Origin of the sequence: Segatella hominis, from assembly GCF_019249725.2 — a bacterium.
Classification (GTDB): Bacteria; Bacteroidota; Bacteroidia; order Bacteroidales; family Bacteroidaceae; genus Prevotella.
On record NZ_CP137559.1, the window covers coordinates 1,058,754 to 1,078,840 of the forward strand.

The window sequence follows — 20,087 nt, forward strand, 5'->3', positions numbered from 1 at the left end:
CTCTGACTTTTCATGAAAGCCATGATGATGTTATGATTTCTTTTCCAGTTCCTGCAGATTTTCCATTTTCTTGGTTTCGAGGAACTCGTAGATGCCGCACAAATGTTCGCGGACGCGACCATGACCGAATTCATAGACCTTACTCACCAGTCCATCGAGGAAATCGCGGTCGTGACTCACTACAATGAGGGTTCCGTCGAAATCCAGAAGAGCTTGCTTGAGCACGTCCTTGGTCTTGAGGTCGAGATGGTTGGTAGGCTCGTCCAGAATCAGCAGGTTTACCGGCTCCAGAAGGAGTTTGAGAATGGCAAGGCGAGTACGCTCACCACCGGAGAGGACTTTCACCTTCTTGGTAGAGTCTTCGCCACCAAACATGAAAGCCCCGAGCAAATCGCGTATCTTGTTGCGGATTTCTCCTTTCGCCACATCGTCGATAGTCTGGAATACGGTGAGTTCACCATCAAGCAGAGAGGCTTGATTCTGGGCGAAATAACCTATCTGTACATTATGCCCCAATTCGAGTTTTCCCTCATTCTGCAACTGTCCCATGATACATTTCACGAGCGTGGATTTACCCTCGCCATTACGACCTACGAAAGCAATCTTGTCGCCACGCTCTACAGTAAGATTCACGCCACTGAATATCTTCTTATCATCAAAAGACATTGATACATCGCTCATCTGCACAGGATAGGCACCGCTGCGAGGACTTGGTGGGAACTTGAGGCGAAGGCGACTGGTGTCTTCTTCATCCACCTCAATAAGTTCAAGTTTCTCCAGCATCTTTACGCGGCTTTGCACCTGAAATGTTTTGGAATAAGTACCTTTGAAGCGCTCAATGAAATCCTTGGTTTCGGCTATCATCTTCTGCTGCTCCTCATATTTCTTCATCTGCTGTTCGCGACGCTCCTTGCGCAGTTCCAGATACTGGCTATAGGTAGCCTTGTAGTCGTAGATGCGCCCCATAGTAACCTCGATGGTACGAGTAGTAATGTCATCTACAAACTTGCGGTCGTGGCTGATGACAACCACGGCTTTAGAACTGTTGATGATGAAATCCTCAAGCCAACCGATAGATTCGATGTCGAGATGATTGGTAGGCTCATCCAGCAGCAAGACATCAGGAGATTTCAGCAGTAGTTTTGCTAATTCGATACGCATTCGCCAACCACCAGAGAATTCGCTGGTAGGACGATCGAAATCAGAACGTTCAAAACCCAGACCGAGAAGAGTTTTCTCAACATCTTCTTCGAAATGAGTCATGTCGATGGCATAGAATTTTTCTGAGAGTGAAGAAACCTTTTCGATGAGCTGCATGTAGTCATCGCTATCATAGTCTGTACGGGTGGCAAGTTCATTGTTGATACGGTCGATTTCCGCCTGCATCTCGTGCAGATGAGCGAACGCCTGACAGGTTTCATCGAACACGGTTCGACCGTCTTCGGTCATCAGATGCTGCGGAAGATAGGCAATGACGCAATCTTTTGGAGCGGAAACCGTACCTCTTGTAGCCGTTCTCACACCAGCAATGATTTTAAGCAAGGTACTCTTGCCTGCGCCATTTTTACCCATCAGGGCTATACGGTCCTTCTCATTGATCTGGAAGGAAATGTCCTTGAATAAGGTGGTGCCGCCAAACTCGACGGTCAGTCCATCAACTGTAATCATATTTTTTTCTTCTGTCTATATTATATAATAAGGTGTTCATCGACTTTGCTTTCTGTTTTCTGATAAAAATGAACGTATCGATGTTTCTGAATGCAAAGGTACAAATTATATTCTGAAAAATATTCAAAAATCAACCAATCTTTAGGATATAACTATATAAATGATTAATTTTGCGCATAAATATAAGTATAATATTGAAAATTGGTGTTTGTAAGTTTATGAATCCATCATCATTTAGTAAATATTTCATGATTTTATTCCTATGAACATAAATTTAAGCGTTTTGTTATTTTTTTATTTAGAATTAAGGCAATTTGATAGAATAAATGCACTTTAAAGAAACATTTAACTCTAAATATTTTTATAAAACTTACTAATTGCTCGGTTAAAATCATATTTATATTTCAGATTGTAAGGATATAACTATAAACAAAGAACAAACTAAAACATAAGCAATAAAAATAAAACAATATGTTTGTTTATGTTTTGTTTTTGTAGCAAAATGTATTAATTTTGCAGCCGAAAACGAACATAACGATAAAGGATGACTTGATTTGAATAACAACCAATGAAAGTCCGTTTTCAAAAAGAGACAATCAATAGAAGTATTAACACATTATTAATTATTAAAGGATTATGAAGAAGATTGAGGCAATTATCCGCAAGTCCAGATTCGAGGATGTCAAGAAAGCACTTTTAGCAGCAGACATCGAGTGGTTCTCTTATTACAATGTAAGAGGTGAAGGAAAGATGCGCCAGGCTCGTATTTATCGTGGTGTGATGTACGATACCAGCAGCATCGAACGAGTGCTTCTGAATATTGTGGTTCGTGATAAGAATGTAGAACCTACTATCGCTGCCATACAGGGTGCAGCACAGACGGGAGAAATCGGAGATGGTCGTATCTTCGTGATTCCAGTAATGGATACCATCAGAATCAGAACCGGTGAACGAGGCGACATTGCATTATATAATGCTGAGAAAGAAAAATAAAAAGACGTTTTTGTATAATATTGTATTCTAATTTAACTTTAAGATATTTATGAGCAGTTTATTATTGACAACACTCGATACAGGTAACACAGCGTGGATGATTATGGCTACCATCTTGGTGCTTTTGATGTCAATCCCAGGTATTGCACTTTTTTATGGCGGTCTGGTGCGCCAGAAGAATATATTGAGTATTTTGATGCAGACGGTATTTATCGTGGCAGTAGTCAGTTTGATATGGGTAGCATTCGGATATTCCTGGGCTTTCTCTACAGAATATGCAGATTCCGGCAATCCTTTGGCTTGCATCATCGGAGGTTTTGATAAATGTTTCCTTCATGGCATCGGTCTGGATTCTATCATGCCTACAGGTATTCCAGAACTTACATTCGCCATGTTCCAGTGCATGTTCGCCCTGATTACTCCAGCCCTCATCCTCGGTGCTTTCGCCGAGCGTGTCAAATTCAACGGTTATGTACTTTTCACCATTCTCTGGATCATCATCGCCTATCTTCCAATGGCCCACTGGGTGTGGGGAGGCGGTTTCCTGCAGGAGATGGGAGCCATCGACTTTGCTGGTGGTACTGTGGTTCATATCAATGCTGGTGTAGCAGCCCTGGTCATGGCACTCTGTGTGGGCAAGCGTGATGATTACCGTGCTGGTCATCCTATCACTCCTCACAACATTACTTTCGTGTTCATGGGTATGTCATTCCTCTGGTTGGGATGGTTCGGATTCAATGCAGGTAGCGGTCTGGCTGCCGATGGTTTGGCTGCCAATGCCTTCCTCGTAACCCATATCGCCACCGCAGCCGCAGCCACTACCTGGATGATCATTGACTGGTTTGTCAATAAGAAACCAACCACTGTTGGAGCTTGTACCGGTGCCGTAGCCGGTTTGGTGGCTATCACTCCAGCCGCAGGTAGTACAGATATTTTAGGAGCATTCTGCATCGGTATCATTTCTACCGTAGTCTGCTTCTTCATGGTAGCAGTAGTAAAAGAGAAGTTCAAGTATGATGATGCGCTTGATGCTTTTGGTGTTCATGGTATGGGTGGTATTTTAGGTTCTATACTTACTGGTGTATTCGCCACTCATTGTGTAACTGGTACTGATGGTGTTCAGGGAGCCCTTTATGGTGATTGGCACCAGCTTTGGATTCAGGTAGTAGCCACCGTGGTAAGTATCATTTATAGTATCATAGTTACTTACATTATCTTCAAGGTGGTTGATAAGTCTGTAGGTGTACGTGTTGACAAGCGAGTAGAGGAGGAAGGTCTCGACATCTACGAGCATGGTGAGAGTGCGTATAGTAACTAATTGAGATTTCCACAGGTCAGCCTATAATGATCGACTAAATGCTTGAAATCGCAATGCTGAAGGCTGATAGAATAGGTTCTGACTCTGATACATGTGAGTTTTAAAATACATAGCCGGCTGATTTTATGTTTGTTACATAAAGTCAGCCGGTTTATTTATTTCTGCTAATCAGAGGATATCTATTCTCCTCTGCTAATATTATTTAATTGGAATGTTCCTCCTTTTCTTCCACTATTGGCGTAATGCGCCTGATACTCTTGTTGCGTTGGTTGATGATGAGCGGTACACGTTCCACTGTCACCATAGAAGTGTCAAGTCCCAATGCCTTTGGCTCATCAATGCCTATCTTGCAGATAAGAGCATAGATACTCATCAGTAAATTCTGTTGACGATTATCGGAACTTTCCGGGTAATATACGCGGTGGATAATGATGAAGCGGAAGTCGCCAGAAATACCATTTTTGCGAAGCGAAGAGTACGTACTGGTCAGATCTACCTTTTGGTTTGCCACAAGGTCTTCCACCACTTGTCTCAGATAGAGGCTTACCCGAGGCTCTATGCGGAAACCTATGTGCATCGTTATGCTGTAAAGAGTATCGGGTACCAGGGTTTCGCAGCGGTATTCCAGTGTGTCTGGTGTATCAACAAAATCCATATTGATAAGCCAGTAATGATCGGCTCGTTTAGGTTGCTTGTTGATGATGGAATAGAGCAGTTTGTCATCTACAGCACCTTCCTTGCCGGCATGATTTACATATACAAGGTTGGACGCGTACTTGGGAATGCTTTCGTCGGCCTTGATATCGGAGATAATCTGATAATAGTCATCCAGCGGTTTGGTACTGATATAATGGCAGCGTATCTTCATGGCTCTCACCCATACATACATCATCAGGAAGAGGATTCCGCCAATGAGCATCGTACACCATCCTCCTGCGAGGAATTTTGACAGATTGGCTGCCAGGAAGATGGCTTCGATGGTGCAGTATGCGCCCATAAACAGCAGGGTGAAGACCCGTGCCACGCCCTTGCTGTGCAGGTAGAAACCGAGCAGCAGGGTGGTCATCAGCATGGTGATGGTAATGGCAAGTCCGTAGGCTGCTTCCATGTGTGAGGAGTCGCGGAAGAGCAGGATGATGAGCACCACGCCGATGTACATAGCGAGGTTGATCATCGGGATATAGAGTTGCCCCTTAACATGGGTAGGGTGCTTAATTCGCATGCGTGGCCAGAAGTGAAGGTTCATGGCTTCGCTCAAAATGGAGAAGGTTCCGCTGATGAGTGCCTGACTCGCAACGATTGCAGCACCTGTGGCCATGATGATGGCGAAGAACAGCATGCTCTGCGGCATGATGGAAAAGAACGGATTCACGGAGGAGGCAGTCTGGATATGGTTCAGCACCCATGCTCCCTGACCCAGATAATTGAGAATGAGCATGGTTTTTACAAATCCCCAACTGATGGCGATGTTCTTTCTGCCGCAATGCCCCAGGTCGGAGTAGAGAGCCTCTGCACCGGTGGTACAGAGAAATACGGCACCCAGAATCAAGAACCATTCAGGAGATCTTGCCAGCAGTATGGCTGCGTAATAGGGGTTGAAAGCCTTCAGTATCAATGGGTAAGACGTGATGCTGAATGCTCCCACCACACCCAGCAGCAGGAACCATAGCAGCATGAAGACGCCAAACGATTTGCCTATGCTCTCTGTACCAAAACGCTGCACGAAGAAGATGATGGTGATGATGGCAAGGGTGATGGGAATGACTGGTAGGTGTGGACTGATGCTCTCGAGTCCTTCGATGGCCGTGGTCACCGTGATGGCAGGGGTAATGATTCCGTCTGCCAGCAGGGTGCTTGCGCCAATGATGGCAAGAATGTAAATCCACTTGCTCTTGAGTCGGCGCAGCAGGGCGTAGAGGGCAAGGATGCCTCCCTCGCCATTGTTGTCGGCACGCAGCGCCACACATACGTATTTGATGGTGGTCTGGAGGGTGAGTGTCCAGATGATACAGGACAATGCGCCCAGAATAGTACTTTCGTTGATGGTTTCGCCTGTATGGAGGATGGCCTTCATTACATAGAGGGGTGATGTTCCGATGTCTCCGAACACGATGCCTAATGTGACGAGCAGCCCTAAGAAGCCTACTTTGTGATGGTTGCAGGCTACTGAACTTTCTGTTTTTTCTCTCATATTTTTCTCTTGTTAATTAATGTATGATCCTTTCAATTAAGGAATGAACCTTTTTAATTGAAGGAATGATCCTTTGTATTATCCTTATTAGAACATAAAATTTCCCTTTTTGATTATAAATTTGGGTGCAAAGGTATGAACATAAGTAGTAAAAAATGATTTGTTTAACAAGATTTATCTGTTTTAACTTTCGTTTTAGTTGGCAGTAAATGACTGTTTGGAAGAGGTAAAAAAGTGATATTCTTTCTCGGACTCAAAAAAGCCCCATCAACTATCCGAATCTTCATTCATGCTGAAATCGGAAGGTTGGTGGGGTATAAGCTACAAATTCAAATTTTATAATCCCTGAATTGTGATGAGTGCTTAAACACGACCACATCAAAAAACTTACATCTGTCTTCTTATATATCGGGCAAGACCATAAACATATCTGCGGCAACCTGGGCGATAGTTGAGCAGGCGATCGAACCATGCAAGATGCTTGTTGAACAGGCGAACCGTAACGCCTACATAGACCATGGCGTCGAGTTGTCTTATCAATCGATGTCGATTACCTGAAAATGCTTGTTGAAGGTTAAATCCAACCCATTTGCCAATTCCACTTCGTATTCATTCTTGTTCATTTCAATCTTCTTTACCGCTTGCGCTGGGTAATTCTCCTTCAGGTAGTTTCTGATGGCCTGCGGAATCAGCTTGGCTGGCACTTTTCCCTGCTTGCAGTCAATCTCAGTGAGATTTCCCTTTTTATCAAATTCCAGCTTGGTTCCGTTCTGCAAAACCACATCATAGCTCTTGCTGATAACTCCCGTCTCAATGGTAGCAAGTATCACCTTCTGATTGTTGAAATGGTTGCTGAGTAAGGTCTGAGCCTTTATCGGGAGAGCATTAACGGCGATAGGCTTGTCATTGCCTGCATTTGCTGCCATATTGCATGTTAGCATGCAGCAAATGGCAATCATCAAAATTCTTATCATTCTTTTCATAAGCCACAATATTAAAAGTTTATAATTTCTATTTGCGATGAATGTCTGAACATCCTATACTATATGTCCTATACTTTATGAAGTAGACGCATACTATCCACAAAGGTTTAAGTAAAAACATTCTTTTTTTCGCTTTTTTCTTTCTATTTCTCTTCTCCTGCGATGCTGTAATTAATCATACTTTGTGTGTGTTTAGATGGTTGATATTTCAATTCCCCAGAAGCCCCATTTCTTGCCCTTATTTTGGTCGTCATTGATGTCCGGCGCCTGACATCAATCGAGACTCAAATGTGTCGTCTGTAAAGACCGACTTTCGGTGCAAGAGAAGCTTTCTTTCGATTGCTGGTGCAAAGGTACAACAATTTGGAGTTGAAAACAAATTTTTCCGCTACAGATTTTTTAGTTGTGTCTGTAAGTGCCTGACTGATAGTGCTTTACAATGATATTTCGGAAATCAATTGCTGCATTTTGACTGATTTTGAAGAAAATGAAGGCTTGTGACTCAGAATTTTAGAAAAGCGGTCATTTCCGGTCATGGTCATTTTCGGTCAAAATCATTTTCGGGGGCGCTCGGTCATTCTATAATATAATATAAATATTTATTTATATTATATTATAGACCATTTTGACCGGTTTCAATTTCATTTTGACCGAAAATGACCATGACCGATTTTGACCGGATTTTGTTTTTCTTCATAGCAAGTGTCTTAGTGTATAAGATGTAATTAGAAGTACTTGACTATCAGTGTGTTATATGATTATTAAACCCCTCTTTTTCTCTCCTAAAAAATCTTATTCTTATATTCTCCTGTCTCTCAAATTCAAAGAAAATCCATGTTCAATATCCATTTCTTGCCTGCCATTTTGTTGTGTTTCTTTACTAAAACTGCATTTTGGGGTACTTGTTTTGGCATTTCTGCTTCATTTTTTCGCCATTTTCGAGGGTCTTAAATCGCAAAAATAGCCTCAAAAATAACTTTTTCCTTTAAATAAAGTAATTAATTTCGCTATTCTACAAAAGATTGATAGTCATTGTTCAAGCAATAGAAAATAAAGTCTGATTATAGTGTCGTTAATGTGGAATTTTATCGGCACAGTTTAAATGACAACGTCTGAAGTATACGTATTTCGGTATTGGTCTCATCCATGACACCAGTACATTCTTCCTCTACCTTGGCTACCTCAAATGTATCCAAGATGCCTTTCGGAAGCATATAGCGTACCAATATTTCGTAATCGAATGTTGAAGTTTTCTTAGCCATGCTACAAAGGTAATACATTTTTTTGAAATATATATCGTATAGTCAAGATATTTGATTAGGAGAGGTTGTCTTATCCCACGGACAATCTCTCCTGAGCCTGTATTTTATGCCATTAGGACTATTATTCCTTTAAATATTCTTCCTTTAATTCTTTCTCTACGCTTAGAGATGGATGATTATATATCTGCAAACGACATACTTCATTCGGTATTTTTTCATAAGATGGTGTATTTTCTATCCATATAAGGTGATTATCATCTATAGAATAGAGGTATTTTGTATCTGGTGTAGTTATATAATCACTAATATTTTTAATATAAAGTCTATTTGTTTTTTCATTATACATATAAGGTAATATGACATATTCTATTTTTTGTGGTGGAATAAAATATAATAATCTAAAAGAAGTTTTCTTACGAATTTTATAAAAACCAGTACATATATCTCCAACGATGTCTCCCACTTTAAAACTGTCTAATATTACATTTGTTTTGCCAATAATATATGTTTTCTCCCATTGCCAAATTCTTTCATTATCCATATATTTATTTAAAGAGTGTAAAGTTGCTTTCGGTAAAATAAAATAGTTTTTGCCTTTATATACTTGCATTCTAAAATGAATATTCTCAGAAGGAATATCTATCTTTAAGTTTGTCTTTGAATACCTTTTAGAAAACGATTGAAAAAAAGGAATAGATATTATGCAAAGAGTGATTATCAGTCTTTGCATAATATCTATTTTATTTTTTTGGAGAAATATTAACATAAGCAAGATATATTAGAATTATAAGTAGCACGTGTCTTATGGGGATCTGGCAATTACTTGCTATGGAAATGTTAAAAATGGGATATATAACTCATTTAAACGCTATTTGTTTCTTGATTATGAAACATTTATTCATTACCATAGAAATACTTGTCTTCCTTAGTTAATCCCAATACATTTCGGAGATAGTCGTCTATCATTTTGGGGTAGGAACTCTAAACATAGATGATATGTTCTTTTGCTGCAAGACGATTCTGATTCCTTTGATATCTTCTGAAATTCCGATGAACCTGTACCTGGTACTAGGAAATAACATATTGTGTATCAGATGCTCGTAGATAATATCCTCCGGATGAGTTTGTTTTAAAGGAACCTTGGAAAATGGAGATTTCATCTTTGTGAAGACACTTCCGTCCTTGCTCAAAAAGACAATACTTTCCCCTGTTGGAATCATCCGTCGATTGCCGAATTTATCCCAATCTTCCTTATCTATGTATAAGTTATTCTCCTTGGCAATACTGATCAACCTATTACATTCCTCTTCCTCAGCAACTCGCGAGCTTTGCCTGATATTTCCATGTCGTTGAGGGGATATCCCAGTCTCAAACACTCGAATATCGCTTCGGTCGCTATTTGCCTGTATTTTTTTGCTCACGTTCATAAGATACTGCAGAGCTGTTTGACCGTTTACCAAATATATAGTCGATAATTTTTCTTCCATAATTCTCCATTCTAATGATTTTTATGCAAATATACACCAATTATTTTGAAATAACCAATTTTTTAGCGAAATTTATCATATAAGAGTGAGCTCGTTTCTAAGAGTCTCTTTATTCAGTAGGTTTCACCACAGCTCTCCACTCCATAAACTGCTTGGTTGTTTCTCCGCTATGATGGTCGAGGAAGAGACTGTGGGCGGTGTCGAGCGCAGCAATTTTCTGCATGTCCTCAGCATCAAGTTCGAAGTCGAAGAGATTCAGATTCTCCTGCATTCTTTCTTTGTGAACGGTCTTCGGGATGATGATTACATCGCTCTGCAGCAGCCAGCGCAAGGCTACCTGTGCAGCAGTCTTGCCGTACTTCTCGCCAATCTGGGTGAGGGTAGGGTTGGTGAACATTCCGTTCTGACCTTCTGCCAAAGGAGCCCACGCCATGAGCTTGGTGCCAATCTCATCCATGAATTTTCGAGTCTCATACTGTTGGTTGAACACGTGCGTCTCCATCTGGTTCACCATCGGCGCAATCTCCATGTTTGAAGCCAGGTCTATAAGATGATCAGGAAAGAAGTTGCTCACTCCGATGGCACGAACCTTTCCTGCCTTGTAAGCTTTTTCCAAGTCACGATAGGCACCGTAGCGGTCGCAGTAAGGCTGGTGGAGGAGCATCAGGTCTATATAGTCGGTCTGCAGTTTGCGCAGACTCTCGTCGATGCTCTTCATGGTCTGTCCATCGCCATAGTTGGAAGGCCAGACCTTGGAAACGAGGAAAATCTCATCACGATTTACGCCGCTCTTCTTCCATGCGTTGCCCACGGCTTCCTCGTTGAGATAAGCCTGCGCAGTATCTATCATCCGATAGCCCACGCTGAGAGCATCCAGCACACAACGCTCACACTCATCAGGTTCCACCTGATAAACACCATAACCCAGTTGTGGCATTTCCACGCCATTGCTTAACTTTATCTTCTTCATAACCAATATGTTTTAATGTTCGTTTATCCCATTTATTCCACAACTACTCTTCGTCTATACGCTCAATTTTGAATATGACTGGTCTTGTTCCGTCAGAACAACAGCAAATCATTTCGTTTTCACGCTTCATCCACCCCTTCATGATTGAACCACCTTGCAGTCCGGTGTATATATATCGTGAAATAGCGTCCCATGCCTCAGAGCAATGTGGCATTTTCGGACCTCCAGCTACTGTGTTCGGGTCAGCGGATGTTTTGACGAGCGTATTCAAGCCTCCATGCCAGAAATGGTCGTTCTCTTCGTCACGCTCAAAGATAAACTCATCGCCAACATTGTAGCATGGACACATTCCTGCTTTAGGGTCGGCGCAATACTTCTCCTGTAGTTCCGGATAGATTTTCTTGTCTATTACGGTCACTTTTACTTTATGCTTCATATTCTTTTTTATTTATTTATATCCTTTGTACTTAAACACTTTAACCATATCCTTGTCGCCACCCACAAGCTGGCTGCATCTGTTCAGCATTCCGGTGTCTGAGAAACCGCATTTCTCCATGACTCTTCCTGATGCAGGATTGCCTGTGAAATGGTCTGCCCAGATGTTTTCGAAATGCTTTTCGTTGATGCAGTAGTCGAGCATCAGCTTCAAGGCTTCGGTGCAGATTCCCTTGTTCCAATAAGGTTTTCCTACCCAGTAGCCCACCTCGCAGTCGTTTTCTCCGATAGGGATGTTGCTGGTTTCATGGGTGTAGTAGCCGATGCAGCCGATAGCCTCGCCAGTCTCTTTCAGCACAATCGCCCATGTCGTTTCATTATGGAAGAATGTCCGGATTATCTCCCGACTTTCCTCTACTGACTTATGTGCTGGCCATCCTGCACGTGGTCCTACGTCAGGGTCTGAGGCGTACTTGAATAGTGCCTCTGCATCAGATTCCAGCCAATGGCGGAGTAAAATTCTTTCTGTTTCCATCAGATTATATCAATGTTTTGCTGTCTATTTACTTTGTGTGCTTACCCAAGCCAGTCGGTGAAGATAAGTATACATTCGTGCACCTTCTCAAAGAATCTCCCTATCCGGCGCTTGATGCCCTTCCAATAAATCCCATTCTTTTTAATGCTCATATACTTAGTTTTTTATTTTGTTATTAATTCATGTGCAAATACGCCATCAGCGCAATATATCTGCAAAAATACAGAAAAATATTCAGAAAAGTGATTTTATGGATGGATTTTGGTTGCAGGGCGAACTTGATTTAACCTTATTTTATAAGACAGAGGGATATTTTGAAAACAGAAATCCTTAATGACCTTAATGACCGTGACCTTAATGACCGGAAAACGGCCCTAAACAATTATTTGTTTTTCTGATGAAACTCCTTTCTTGTCTTAGCCATTGCTTCCGTAGCCCTATCGTGGGTTTCTATCAGCAATGGGCTTTTGTGATATTGCACAATCTTGACCCCGACAGAGTTGTGCCTTTTCTTTTCCTCGATGCATTGAATGATCAAGTCTGGATTGGCAGATTTAGCCGTTGGAGTCTTGTCAAAGTTCTGAATATAGGCAGCGTTGGTCAGGAAGAGAATGTCGGAACCATCCGGTATTTCCTGCATTACTTTCACCATGAGGGTAAGCATCATGCGGAACTCCGTGGTGTGCAAGTCGCTGATTACATCACGGCTGATGATGTTGCCGTTATGCTCAATCACAACGGCAGCACCACCAGCTCGCTCTTTATGGCCATAATCACATGAGCCACCTATCCAAACGTAATATGTAGAAGTATCTTGTGTCATAATTATTTTATCTTCAATGTCCTCAGATATTCCTTCTGCTCGGGCGTGATTCTGTAGCTCTCGATGGCCTTCTGGATGGTCTTGTTGTGCGTCCATGGAGCAAGGCGGTTTTGCTCGATGTAGGGAATCGCCTGGTCCCATTGCTTGGCAAGGGCGGTGGCGAAGAACCAGGCTACCATCATCTTTACGTAATATTCTTCGCTCCTTACAGAGGCTGGAATTTCAAGATATTCAGCCTTGAAGTCTTTATCCAGGTAATGAGACATAAGTGTCTCTATTCCAAAGCGACAGGTATAAATGTGTGACGATTTACTCCAAGTCTTGATCTTCGCCAACAGCTCCTTCTTGTGTTTGACAAACACCTTCGGAGACATGATGTCGCAAACTGCCCAGTTGTCCACGAAAGGCAGGAATCTGTCTGTAAGACGAATGCATTCTTCGTAGTCCTTCACCTCAGAAATGAGGAGACCATGAAGCATGTTCTCATCGTAGTATTCGTGAGGAAGCTGATGAAGGAATTCCTCGCATTCTGTCTCCTTTGTAAATTCTTTTGCGAACTTGCGAAGCACAGGCACACGAATGCCTATGAAACTTTCTATAGGCACTCCCGGTGTCAGTTTGGCTTGGAAAGCAGCATACTGCTTATCCTGCATGGCGAACAGTCTTTCTTGAAGTGAAGTCATTTTTATCCAATTAATTTAATGATCTGTTTATCCGAAGCGTCAGGCAGGATTTCTTTCAGATGTTTGAAAATCTTCTGGTAAGATTCCAGGGGAGTACGGTTGCATTGGCAAGCCTCCCTGCCATAGAGATCTTCGGGAGTGTTGAGCAGCGACCATCCCCAGCCATATTCATGATTGTGCTTGTCACGAGGATAGATGAAATCCTCGGTCACAATGTAAGTCGCCATTTCCAGTCGGGTGAGATAACCGTCAAACTTGCTTCTCATTCCCTTGCCCGTAAAACCGCAGGCTGCCCGAAGTTCCCTTGTAATGAGACTGCCGGTAGATTGAAGTGTACTGAGAATGGCTCCTTCTATCGATTCTTCATTCGGGCGAGGAAACTTGCTTCTTCTGTAGTTGTAGAAGTCCGGCCACCATTCCTGGCTGATGAATCCTGCTTTCTTGTTGAAGAACTTTCCGTACATACACGGCATTTCCTGCACAATTTCGCCCTTCCATTTCCATAGCGGCCAGTCCCAACCGCCTTCAGGAAATGTTACATAACCGCAGTCATCTGTCACGATGTCTTCGGCAGAGAATCCTTCAATGCCGCTATCAAGGAGAGGGAGGAAGCCGATCTTCTGAATTAGCTCCATCATGCCTGTTGCTGAATATATTTCTGGAAAATTCATGTTCATTTATTTTTATCCTTTGTACTTAAACACTTTAACCATATCCTTGTCGCCACCCACAAGCTGGCTGCATCTGTTCAGCATTCCGGTGTCAGAGAAACCGCATTTCACCATGACCTTTCCTGATGCTGAATTTCCGGTGAAATGATCTGTCCAGATATTTTCTAAATGTTTCTTTCATTCAAATCTGATCATTTTTGCAAGTTCCATAAAATAGTCATTCGACCAAATATCCAACTCTTTGGGATTCCTGACAAAAGGCAACACGTCTGCCTTTATTTGATTCATGTCTGCCGTGGCAAGTCTTTCATTCAGTTTTTGAAGGAACGTCTCCTTGTCAAGCTCTTCGTGATTGAACTGCAAGGCTCTTTCGCACAAGTGAGTAAAGTCAAGAGGAACATTGTGGCGAACATACCATTCGAAATCATACCAATCACGTCCCTTGACTCTGTTCTTCCAGGCACGATACACCAGTGCATGCATCTTTCCTGCAAAGAGGGCTGGCAAAGTGAAACATCGTGTCATGAAAGATTGGGGGAGCAGAAGCAACTTCTGTTCTGTTTGGAATTTCAAAGGAGGTTGAGTATCAACTTCAATCTTGATCTTGACAGATTTCTCAGTTCGGAATGTAATATCATATACATCTGTGTTGTCTTTCAGAAAGGCAGACTCCACTTTGCCAAAGTTCTTTTTGTCCTTCTTTCTGATCTCAACCTCTCTACCCACCATAGCGAATTGGTCAATGATGGGCTGAAAATAATGTGTAAAATCAAAGTTTTCATTCGGAGCAAGCAGGGAAAAATCCATATCCTCAGAGAAACGCTGCAATCCATGGAATATACGCAGACATGTTCCACCATAGAAAGCTGCCTCGTTGAAAAAGCCACCATTGTAAAGACCAGAAAGAATAATCTGCTGGTTGACCTCAAAGATAGCATTGCGGTTTTGCAGTTCGGTCGTTATGTCATAGCTCGAAAGCATTTGATTGAATATCTCGTTTGTATTCATTTCCTTAAATATTTAATTAGAGTTTCTATGGATTTAGACTTTTTCCCAACCTGAGCATATCGCTCAAATATACTTATGTCCATATTCCTGAAATCATCTATTTCCATTCGGATGTCCTCCTCCAAATAGTTCTCTATATCCTTCTGGTAACGTAAATTAACCTTCGGAGAATTTGCGATTAAGTCACAGAGCGCTTTTTCTGGTGTTGCCATCAGAAAGGCGTAACTCTGCATGTTGATGCTTGTAATCCCTATTGAAAAGGCTTCTCTTGACATGTTCTTATACTCAAAACGCCCGACAGGAGTATCAAAACTACGGGAGTGCTTTAGTGTCATAGACTGAGTAGTGTAAACAGCTTCTGGTATTAATCCATAATAACGTAATGCTGTCTGCATTGACACATACGAAGGGGCATAAAGATGATTGGCTATCAGTTCTGTGGATAGAGCAACACGAGACACATTTGGAGCTACCACATAAAGCCCCTTCTTGAGTCGGATAATTTTATGAGCCGCCTCAAGACTGCGTACTTTCTGATTCCCTGCTTCAATATTTGTAAACAATGAAGCTATAGCTGAAGTACTGACTGGTATGTTACCTATATGTTCTAAATCCATTATCATGGTGCAAAAATAGTAAAATTTGGAATAGAAAACGAACTTTTATTTGTTTTTCTGTTCTGTTTTTGGCTATTTTAACAAGTCGCTTAGTCAGACCGTTAAACATTGATGCAGAAATCAGGCTAGATACTCCGAGTCTGAATTGTGCTCCTATTCCATAGCATTCTCATTGCCCACATCAGAATTGCATCTTCGGCTGAGCCTTGCCAGATAGGATAATGTACTCCCTCAGGTTCAAACAACTTCTTTTGAAGATGTGAACAGAGATTTATTTTTATCCTTTGTACTTAAACACTTTAACCATATCCTTGTCACCACCCACAAGCTAAAATTCTTTCTGTTTCCATTTTTATTCATATTTAGAAAAACTTACATCTGTTTTCTTATGTATCGTGCCAGTCCGTAAACATATCTGCGGCAACCTGGACGATAGTGGAGCAGGCGGTCGAACCATGCAAGATGTTTGTTGAATAGGCGAACTGTAACACCTACATAGACCATGGCGAAGAGCGTTCCGATGCCCACAATCTCCCATTTCCATGAACCGAGAAGCAGGAAGCAGAACAAGACGGCCAAGACCACGAGCGTGATGTCCACCCGAATCTTGGCTTTAGGGAAAGGCCAGCCGGTAACCTTGTGAATGGCGATGGAAATGCCCTCGCCAGGCATGGTTACTGAGCCGCACTTCACCTCCATGGCAATTCCGAAACCGAGGATGGTGCAACCGGCAATCTGCACAAGGGCATTGACCAGGATATTTTCTGAAACCATCCACTGTGTAAGCACCATATTGAGGTCTATGAACATTCCGAAGATAAAGCCGATAGCGAGTTGGAAGAGTTGCACCCACTCGAAGTTTCTTCTCAGAATCAGAATCTGCAGCACCACGAAGATGGCGTTCATCATGATGGTGTAGCCGCCGATAGTCCATCGGGGAATGTAGTCAAGCATTGTTCCTGCCGAAGCCATCACGTAAGGGATGGTGGAAATAACGCTTGAACCTAACTGACTTCGCACACATGCTGCGACTCCGAAAGTCATTACATAGAGCGAAACGAGCAGCAGAATATGCTGCCATACAAAAGATATAACTTCTTCTTTCTTCATCATTTATATTATTTTCTTAATCAATTCGTTCAGTTTGTCCTCTCTGATAATCTTCGGCTGAGCCTTGCCAGCGAGAATGAGAATCTTCTTGCCGTTACGATAGATATGAAGCTGTCGTGAGCGAACTACGGCTGTCAGCTCCTTATCGTTCTGCATGGCTTGCCAGATAGGATAATATACTCCCTCAGGTTCAAACAACTTCTTTTGAAGATGTGAGCAGAGGTTTGTTGTATCAATAGTCATTGCCATAATTTTCTTCAAACTATTTGTTTCCAAAGATTCACGTGTAAATACGTCATCAGCGCAATCTGTATCAGCAGAATGGCAGGAATGCCGTATTTGAATTTCTTGTGCATCGTCTTATGGTGCCAGACTTTCATCCCCATCCATGCCCCGACGCTTCCTCCAACGACAGCCAGCAATAAAAGCGTTACTTCCGGAATGCGCCATTTGGCTTTCTTTGCCTTGTACTTATCAATGCCGTACACGATGAATGTAACTGCATTGATGCCCAGGAGATAGTAGGCGAGGCAACTGTGTAATGTGTTCATACCCTTCGACTTCTTTTTCTTATTTCTTTAAAATCCCAACTCCACATCCTTTCCGAATGGTGCGAGCGAAAGCGCGGCCATCTTGAAATGCTGTTTTCCCCAAGGAATGCCGAAAATGGTTATACATAAGAGAAAGCCGAAGAACAGATGCATGAGGCAAGCCCACAATCCTCCGAAAATCAGCCAGAGTAAATTCAACGGGATGCGAATGCAACCTGTAGGACTATTCGATTCTCTTACTGTAGAACCAAAAGGCCATAGGCAGAGCAGACCAATCTTGAATGTCTGTATTGCAAACGGAATGCCGATGATAGTACATGCAAGAGCCAGACTTCCGGTGAAATAACCGATGGCAGCTTCGAGACCTCCGAAGAGCCACCAAAGTAAGTTTCCTATTATGCGCATAAGATTATTCTTTTATATTTTTGATTATGTCAAGAATGGATCAAGCGTAGCCAGCAGTTCAGCTTTATCTACCACACCGCTTGTGCGCCACAATACTTCTCCGTTTCGGAAGAGCATCAGCGTAGGCACGGATTGGATGCGGTATTGGCTTGCTGTTACGCCGTACTTATCTACATCCACCTTGATGATTCGGATGCGGTCGCCCAATACACTCTTCACCTGCTGCAGAATGGGGTGCATCGCCTTGCAAGGTTGGCACCATGTAGCAAAGAAATCGACCAGAACAAGCTGGTCACTATTGATTACGTCATTGAATGTCTCCATAATTATCTTTCTATTTCTGTGAAACGATTAAAAGTTCTGCCGTCCCTTGTTACTTTCCCGAAGAACATATCTTCCGGTCTTACCCAATAGGCTTGGTCTCCATAGAGAGCCTGATAAACCACCATGCGCTCCTGAGTCTCGGAGTCGAAGGCAGAATGGATGAATTTGTATTTACCGCCCTTAAAGTGCTGGAAATATCTTTCTTCCTTTGCTGAAAACTCCATCAGCATTTTCTGGGCGAGGGGAGCGTACCAGGTCTTCACCTCCTGCTCAGTAGGCGTATGACCGCCAGGGAAATGGAAGGCTTGGTTGTAGTGCTCCAGGAAGAGAGGGGAGAAGTGAGCCAGGGTGTCCTGCTCTCCAAAAAGTCCCCACACACGATCCTTATAATAAGGGTTGCAATGGTCAAACTGCACGGCTTCCAGTTCCGCAAACTCCTCTATCAGCGCCTCGTCAATCACCAGCCGCTGATTGCCGTCCCTTCTCGGTGCCTTGTATTCATGCTCGCCGATTCGCTCCTTCAGAAACTCCGTCATCATGAAATACGGATTGCCGAGCAGGGCAGGAATGCCCACCACCGGAGCCAGCATCTGGGCGAGGAAAGAGCCGCAGCTGTTGCCCAGAAGCAAGTCGGGCTGTTCCCGGTCGATGATGGAGCGAATCTCCTTTAGTGCCTCCTTGGGGTGCAATGGCAGGTCGGGAGTCAGCACCACCGCCGTCCCCTCAAACGCCTCTTTCAAGGCTCTCGCCATCGGACAGCTGCCCGTGGCGAAGAATCCGTGTAGGAATAATATCTTCTTCATGCTCTAATCATTTGATAATGATGCGCCTGTAATCTAGGGAGATAAGCAATGCTCAACGCCCATATCAGCGCAATATATCTGCAAAAATACAGAAAAATATTCAGAAAAGTGAATATTTAGATGGATTTTGTTTGCAGGGCGAACTTGATTTAACTTTATTTGTATGCAAGGGGATAACGAAAATGTCTTTAGTGTTATCTTGGGTTCCAAGTACATAGTTTCTCTTCACCTCACTCTTTATCTCATTATTAACCTCAATTTCAACCTCACTTTCTGTAATCTTCTATTTTTTTTCGATCATTAGTAGTGCTATCATCGGTTTTCTATGTACTGCGTTTCTTGGTATTTGTCTGAGTGCTTGTTTTAGCAATATTGTTGACTTTCAGAATAGAATCACCGACTTTGCACATAATATTCATAAGATTATTACGTGCAAAAACAATGAATATATCTAGTCAGCTGTACTATCATGATTGAATGATAGGGCAAATAAAATGAAATAAAGTAATAACCCCCCATGAAATTATAATTTTTCATAAAAATAACACATAAAATCCTTAATGACACTTAATGACACCCACTCTTAATGACACCCTCGGAATGATAACGAAACTTGAAACTAACACTTGAAAAACAAAAGACGACCGCTCCCCTCATGATTTTGAGGAAGCGGTCGTCTTATAGGGATTCATCAAACTCTCTGTCTGATTGTAATTCTAAAACCACATTTTCGGTGAGGTAAATTCAAAACTCAAACCATACTGGATTTATACCTTTTTATGTATACAAGAATGCAACTTAACATTCAACATGATATATATGCGATATTTCATCCCATGCAACTCGAAACGCCCAGCGAGGTGGCAAGTGCCGTAAGAATGCTGATGGCGATTTGAAGAATGGTCTTCCATGTGTCTGCTTTCATTTTACTCATATTGATTCAATTTTAAAGGTTAAACTTATATTTTTGTGTGTTTCACATGAGGTTAATTTTCCCCTGGTCTGTTAGGACTTCGGGAGGGTAGGTTGCCCCCACCAGCTTCACTTTGGCGGGGGAGAGGCTACTTCAATTCGTAGTCTCCATCGCCGTCCTGTCCAGTGTCGCCCTTATTGTCGCCGCTTGGGGTGGAACCGGTGCCTTGGCTGGTGCCGCCGCTCTGCTCGGTGTTACCTCCTGCAGGAGTGCCGCCGCTTGGGTTAGAGCCACTGCTTGGGTTAGAGCCACCGCCATCAGAACCGTCGTCAGGAGT

At 42.5% G+C, this 20,087-nt stretch carries 24 protein-coding genes; 2 read left to right on the forward strand and 22 right to left on the reverse strand.

Features of this window, described 5'->3' with window-relative positions:
- Positions 1-30 precede the first annotated feature (30 nt).
- A complete protein-coding gene (locus tag KUA50_RS04200; protein WP_118117293.1) occupies positions 31-1,668 on the reverse strand; it encodes an ABC-F family ATP-binding cassette domain-containing protein in 1,638 nt (545 codons plus the stop codon).
- Positions 1,669-2,304: 636 nt separating this feature from the next.
- Here KUA50_RS04200 and KUA50_RS04205 point away from each other — a divergent pair.
- Together KUA50_RS04205 and KUA50_RS04210 are read left to right on the forward strand one after the other, a co-directional pair.
- On the forward strand, positions 2,305-2,661 hold the full coding sequence (locus KUA50_RS04205) for a P-II family nitrogen regulator (RefSeq protein ID WP_022111209.1): 357 nt from the start codon (positions 2,305-2,307) through the stop codon (positions 2,659-2,661).
- Positions 2,662-2,710: 49 nt separating this feature from the next.
- Positions 2,711-3,979, forward strand: coding sequence for an ammonium transporter (locus KUA50_RS04210; protein ID WP_218456197.1), 1,269 nt, complete (start codon positions 2,711-2,713; stop codon positions 3,977-3,979).
- A 202-nt stretch (positions 3,980-4,181) separates the two neighbouring features.
- On the opposite strand, the gene KUA50_RS04215 is transcribed toward KUA50_RS04210, so the two are convergent.
- The 21 genes from KUA50_RS04215 to KUA50_RS04315 all read right to left on the reverse strand — a co-directional run bounded on the left by KUA50_RS04215 (position 4,182) and on the right by KUA50_RS04315 (position 19,771).
- Positions 4,182-6,170 carry a KUP/HAK/KT family potassium transporter gene (locus tag KUA50_RS04215; RefSeq protein ID WP_218456196.1) on the reverse strand — a complete coding sequence of 663 codons (1,989 nt, stop codon included), beginning with the start codon at positions 6,168-6,170 and terminating at the stop codon, positions 4,182-4,184.
- A 387-nt stretch (positions 6,171-6,557) separates the two neighbouring features.
- Positions 6,558-6,710: a hypothetical protein gene (locus KUA50_RS04220; RefSeq protein ID WP_218456195.1), complete on the reverse strand. Its 153-nt coding sequence runs from the start codon at positions 6,708-6,710 to the stop codon at positions 6,558-6,560.
- The gene (locus KUA50_RS04225) at positions 6,707-7,096 is read right to left on the reverse strand and encodes a PepSY-like domain-containing protein (protein ID WP_413777444.1); all 390 of its coding nucleotides are present in this window, start codon (positions 7,094-7,096) and stop codon (positions 6,707-6,709) included. Before KUA50_RS04225 ends, KUA50_RS04220 begins: the two co-directional genes overlap by 4 nt.
- A 1,142-nt stretch (positions 7,097-8,238) precedes the next feature.
- The gene (locus tag KUA50_RS04230; protein WP_218456968.1) at positions 8,239-8,415 is read right to left on the reverse strand and encodes a hypothetical protein; all 177 of its coding nucleotides are present in this window, start codon (positions 8,413-8,415) and stop codon (positions 8,239-8,241) included.
- 121 nt (positions 8,416-8,536) lie between these two features.
- Positions 8,537-9,145, reverse strand: a complete 609-nt coding sequence (locus KUA50_RS04235; protein WP_218456876.1) for a hypothetical protein — start codon at positions 9,143-9,145, stop codon at positions 8,537-8,539.
- A gap of 232 nt (positions 9,146-9,377) precedes the next feature.
- The gene (locus KUA50_RS04240; protein ID WP_256624250.1) at positions 9,378-9,902 is read right to left on the reverse strand and encodes a hypothetical protein; all 525 of its coding nucleotides are present in this window, start codon (positions 9,900-9,902) and stop codon (positions 9,378-9,380) included.
- A gap of 109 nt (positions 9,903-10,011) precedes the next feature.
- Entirely contained in the window at positions 10,012-10,872 is an 861-nt protein-coding gene (locus tag KUA50_RS04245) for an aldo/keto reductase (RefSeq protein WP_218456878.1), read from the reverse strand.
- A 43-nt stretch (positions 10,873-10,915) separates the two neighbouring features.
- Positions 10,916-11,308: a TIGR04076 family protein gene (locus KUA50_RS04250; protein WP_117664173.1), complete on the reverse strand. Its 393-nt coding sequence runs from the start codon at positions 11,306-11,308 to the stop codon at positions 10,916-10,918.
- A gap of 12 nt (positions 11,309-11,320) precedes the next feature.
- Positions 11,321-11,842, reverse strand: a complete 522-nt coding sequence (locus tag KUA50_RS04255) for a GNAT family N-acetyltransferase (protein ID WP_218456879.1) — start codon at positions 11,840-11,842, stop codon at positions 11,321-11,323.
- A 382-nt stretch (positions 11,843-12,224) separates the two neighbouring features.
- Positions 12,225-12,665: a ribonuclease H gene (locus tag KUA50_RS04260; RefSeq protein ID WP_218456880.1), complete on the reverse strand. Its 441-nt coding sequence runs from the start codon at positions 12,663-12,665 to the stop codon at positions 12,225-12,227.
- 2 nt (positions 12,666-12,667) lie between these two features.
- Positions 12,668-13,348 carry a DNA alkylation repair protein gene (locus KUA50_RS04265; RefSeq protein WP_218456881.1) on the reverse strand — a complete coding sequence of 227 codons (681 nt, stop codon included), beginning with the start codon at positions 13,346-13,348 and terminating at the stop codon, positions 12,668-12,670.
- Positions 13,349-13,350: 2 nt separating this feature from the next.
- Positions 13,351-14,019, reverse strand: a complete 669-nt coding sequence (locus KUA50_RS04270) for a hypothetical protein (RefSeq protein ID WP_218456961.1) — start codon at positions 14,017-14,019, stop codon at positions 13,351-13,353.
- A gap of 177 nt (positions 14,020-14,196) precedes the next feature.
- Positions 14,197-15,027 carry a nucleotidyl transferase AbiEii/AbiGii toxin family protein gene (locus KUA50_RS04275; protein ID WP_256624251.1) on the reverse strand — a complete coding sequence of 277 codons (831 nt, stop codon included), beginning with the start codon at positions 15,025-15,027 and terminating at the stop codon, positions 14,197-14,199.
- Positions 15,024-15,650: a type IV toxin-antitoxin system AbiEi family antitoxin domain-containing protein gene (locus KUA50_RS04280; RefSeq protein WP_218456882.1), complete on the reverse strand. Its 627-nt coding sequence runs from the start codon at positions 15,648-15,650 to the stop codon at positions 15,024-15,026. The genes KUA50_RS04275 and KUA50_RS04280 overlap by 4 nt, the downstream gene beginning before the upstream one ends.
- A 366-nt stretch (positions 15,651-16,016) precedes the next feature.
- Positions 16,017-16,757, reverse strand: coding sequence for a YczE/YyaS/YitT family protein (locus KUA50_RS04285; protein WP_218456883.1), 741 nt, complete (start codon positions 16,755-16,757; stop codon positions 16,017-16,019).
- Entirely contained in the window at positions 16,758-16,997 is a 240-nt protein-coding gene (locus tag KUA50_RS04290; protein WP_218456963.1) for a hypothetical protein, read from the reverse strand. It lies immediately after the preceding gene.
- 14 nt (positions 16,998-17,011) lie between these two features.
- Positions 17,012-17,305: a DUF1294 domain-containing protein gene (locus KUA50_RS04295; protein ID WP_218456884.1), complete on the reverse strand. Its 294-nt coding sequence runs from the start codon at positions 17,303-17,305 to the stop codon at positions 17,012-17,014.
- 27 nt (positions 17,306-17,332) lie between these two features.
- On the reverse strand, positions 17,333-17,710 hold the full coding sequence (locus tag KUA50_RS04300; RefSeq protein WP_218456885.1) for a YccF domain-containing protein: 378 nt from the start codon (positions 17,708-17,710) through the stop codon (positions 17,333-17,335).
- 24 nt (positions 17,711-17,734) lie between these two features.
- Positions 17,735-18,034, reverse strand: a complete 300-nt coding sequence (gene trxA, locus KUA50_RS04305; protein ID WP_218456886.1) for a thioredoxin — start codon at positions 18,032-18,034, stop codon at positions 17,735-17,737.
- A gap of 2 nt (positions 18,035-18,036) precedes the next feature.
- Positions 18,037-18,837, reverse strand: coding sequence for a YqiA/YcfP family alpha/beta fold hydrolase (locus tag KUA50_RS04310; RefSeq protein ID WP_218456887.1), 801 nt, complete (start codon positions 18,835-18,837; stop codon positions 18,037-18,039).
- Positions 18,838-19,666: 829 nt separating this feature from the next.
- The gene (locus KUA50_RS04315) at positions 19,667-19,771 is read right to left on the reverse strand and encodes a smalltalk protein (RefSeq protein ID WP_318346071.1); all 105 of its coding nucleotides are present in this window, start codon (positions 19,769-19,771) and stop codon (positions 19,667-19,669) included.
- Positions 19,772-20,087 lie beyond the last annotated feature (316 nt).

Excerpts from the sequence above, each read along its gene's own strand:
- KUA50_RS04300 (WP_218456885.1), bottom strand. The coding sequence starts at position 17,710 with ATGCGCATAATAGGAAACTTACTTTGGTGGCTCTTCGGAGGTCTCGAA.
- KUA50_RS04215 (WP_218456196.1), bottom strand. The coding sequence starts at position 6,170 with ATGAGAGAAAAAACAGAAAGTTCAGTAGCCTGCAACCATCACAAAGTA.
- KUA50_RS04285 (WP_218456883.1), bottom strand. The coding sequence starts at position 16,757 with ATGATGAAGAAAGAAGAAGTTATATCTTTTGTATGGCAGCATATTCTG.
- trxA (WP_218456886.1), bottom strand. The coding sequence starts at position 18,034 with ATGGAGACATTCAATGACGTAATCAATAGTGACCAGCTTGTTCTGGTC.
- KUA50_RS04245 (WP_218456878.1), bottom strand. The coding sequence starts at position 10,872 with ATGAAGAAGATAAAGTTAAGCAATGGCGTGGAAATGCCACAACTGGGT.
- KUA50_RS04210 (WP_218456197.1), top strand. The coding sequence starts at position 2,711 with ATGAGCAGTTTATTATTGACAACACTCGATACAGGTAACACAGCGTGG.
- KUA50_RS04280 (WP_218456882.1), bottom strand. The coding sequence starts at position 15,650 with ATGATAATGGATTTAGAACATATAGGTAACATACCAGTCAGTACTTCA.
- KUA50_RS04270 (WP_218456961.1), bottom strand. The coding sequence starts at position 14,019 with ATGAATTTTCCAGAAATATATTCAGCAACAGGCATGATGGAGCTAATT.
- KUA50_RS04225 (WP_413777444.1), bottom strand. The coding sequence starts at position 7,096 with ATGGCAGCAAATGCAGGCAATGACAAGCCTATCGCCGTTAATGCTCTC.
- KUA50_RS04275 (WP_256624251.1), bottom strand. The coding sequence starts at position 15,027 with ATGAATACAAACGAGATATTCAATCAAATGCTTTCGAGCTATGACATA.
- KUA50_RS04255 (WP_218456879.1), bottom strand. The coding sequence starts at position 11,842 with ATGGAAACAGAAAGAATTTTACTCCGCCATTGGCTGGAATCTGATGCA.
- KUA50_RS04235 (WP_218456876.1), bottom strand. The coding sequence starts at position 9,145 with ATGCAAAGACTGATAATCACTCTTTGCATAATATCTATTCCTTTTTTT.
- KUA50_RS04310 (WP_218456887.1), bottom strand. The coding sequence starts at position 18,837 with ATGAAGAAGATATTATTCCTACACGGATTCTTCGCCACGGGCAGCTGT.
- KUA50_RS04315 (WP_318346071.1), bottom strand. The coding sequence starts at position 19,771 with ATGAGTAAAATGAAAGCAGACACATGGAAGACCATTCTTCAAATCGCC.
- KUA50_RS04230 (WP_218456968.1), bottom strand. The coding sequence starts at position 8,415 with ATGGCTAAGAAAACTTCAACATTCGATTACGAAATATTGGTACGCTAT.
- KUA50_RS04205 (WP_022111209.1), top strand. The coding sequence starts at position 2,305 with ATGAAGAAGATTGAGGCAATTATCCGCAAGTCCAGATTCGAGGATGTC.
- KUA50_RS04250 (WP_117664173.1), bottom strand. The coding sequence starts at position 11,308 with ATGAAGCATAAAGTAAAAGTGACCGTAATAGACAAGAAAATCTATCCG.
- KUA50_RS04260 (WP_218456880.1), bottom strand. The coding sequence starts at position 12,665 with ATGACACAAGATACTTCTACATATTACGTTTGGATAGGTGGCTCATGT.
- KUA50_RS04265 (WP_218456881.1), bottom strand. The coding sequence starts at position 13,348 with ATGACTTCACTTCAAGAAAGACTGTTCGCCATGCAGGATAAGCAGTAT.
- KUA50_RS04240 (WP_256624250.1), bottom strand. The coding sequence starts at position 9,902 with ATGGAAGAAAAATTATCGACTATATATTTGGTAAACGGTCAAACAGCT.
- KUA50_RS04200 (WP_118117293.1), bottom strand. The coding sequence starts at position 1,668 with ATGATTACAGTTGATGGACTGACCGTCGAGTTTGGCGGCACCACCTTA.
- KUA50_RS04295 (WP_218456884.1), bottom strand. The coding sequence starts at position 17,305 with ATGAACACATTACACAGTTGCCTCGCCTACTATCTCCTGGGCATCAAT.
- KUA50_RS04290 (WP_218456963.1), bottom strand. The coding sequence starts at position 16,997 with ATGACTATTGATACAACAAACCTCTGCTCACATCTTCAAAAGAAGTTG.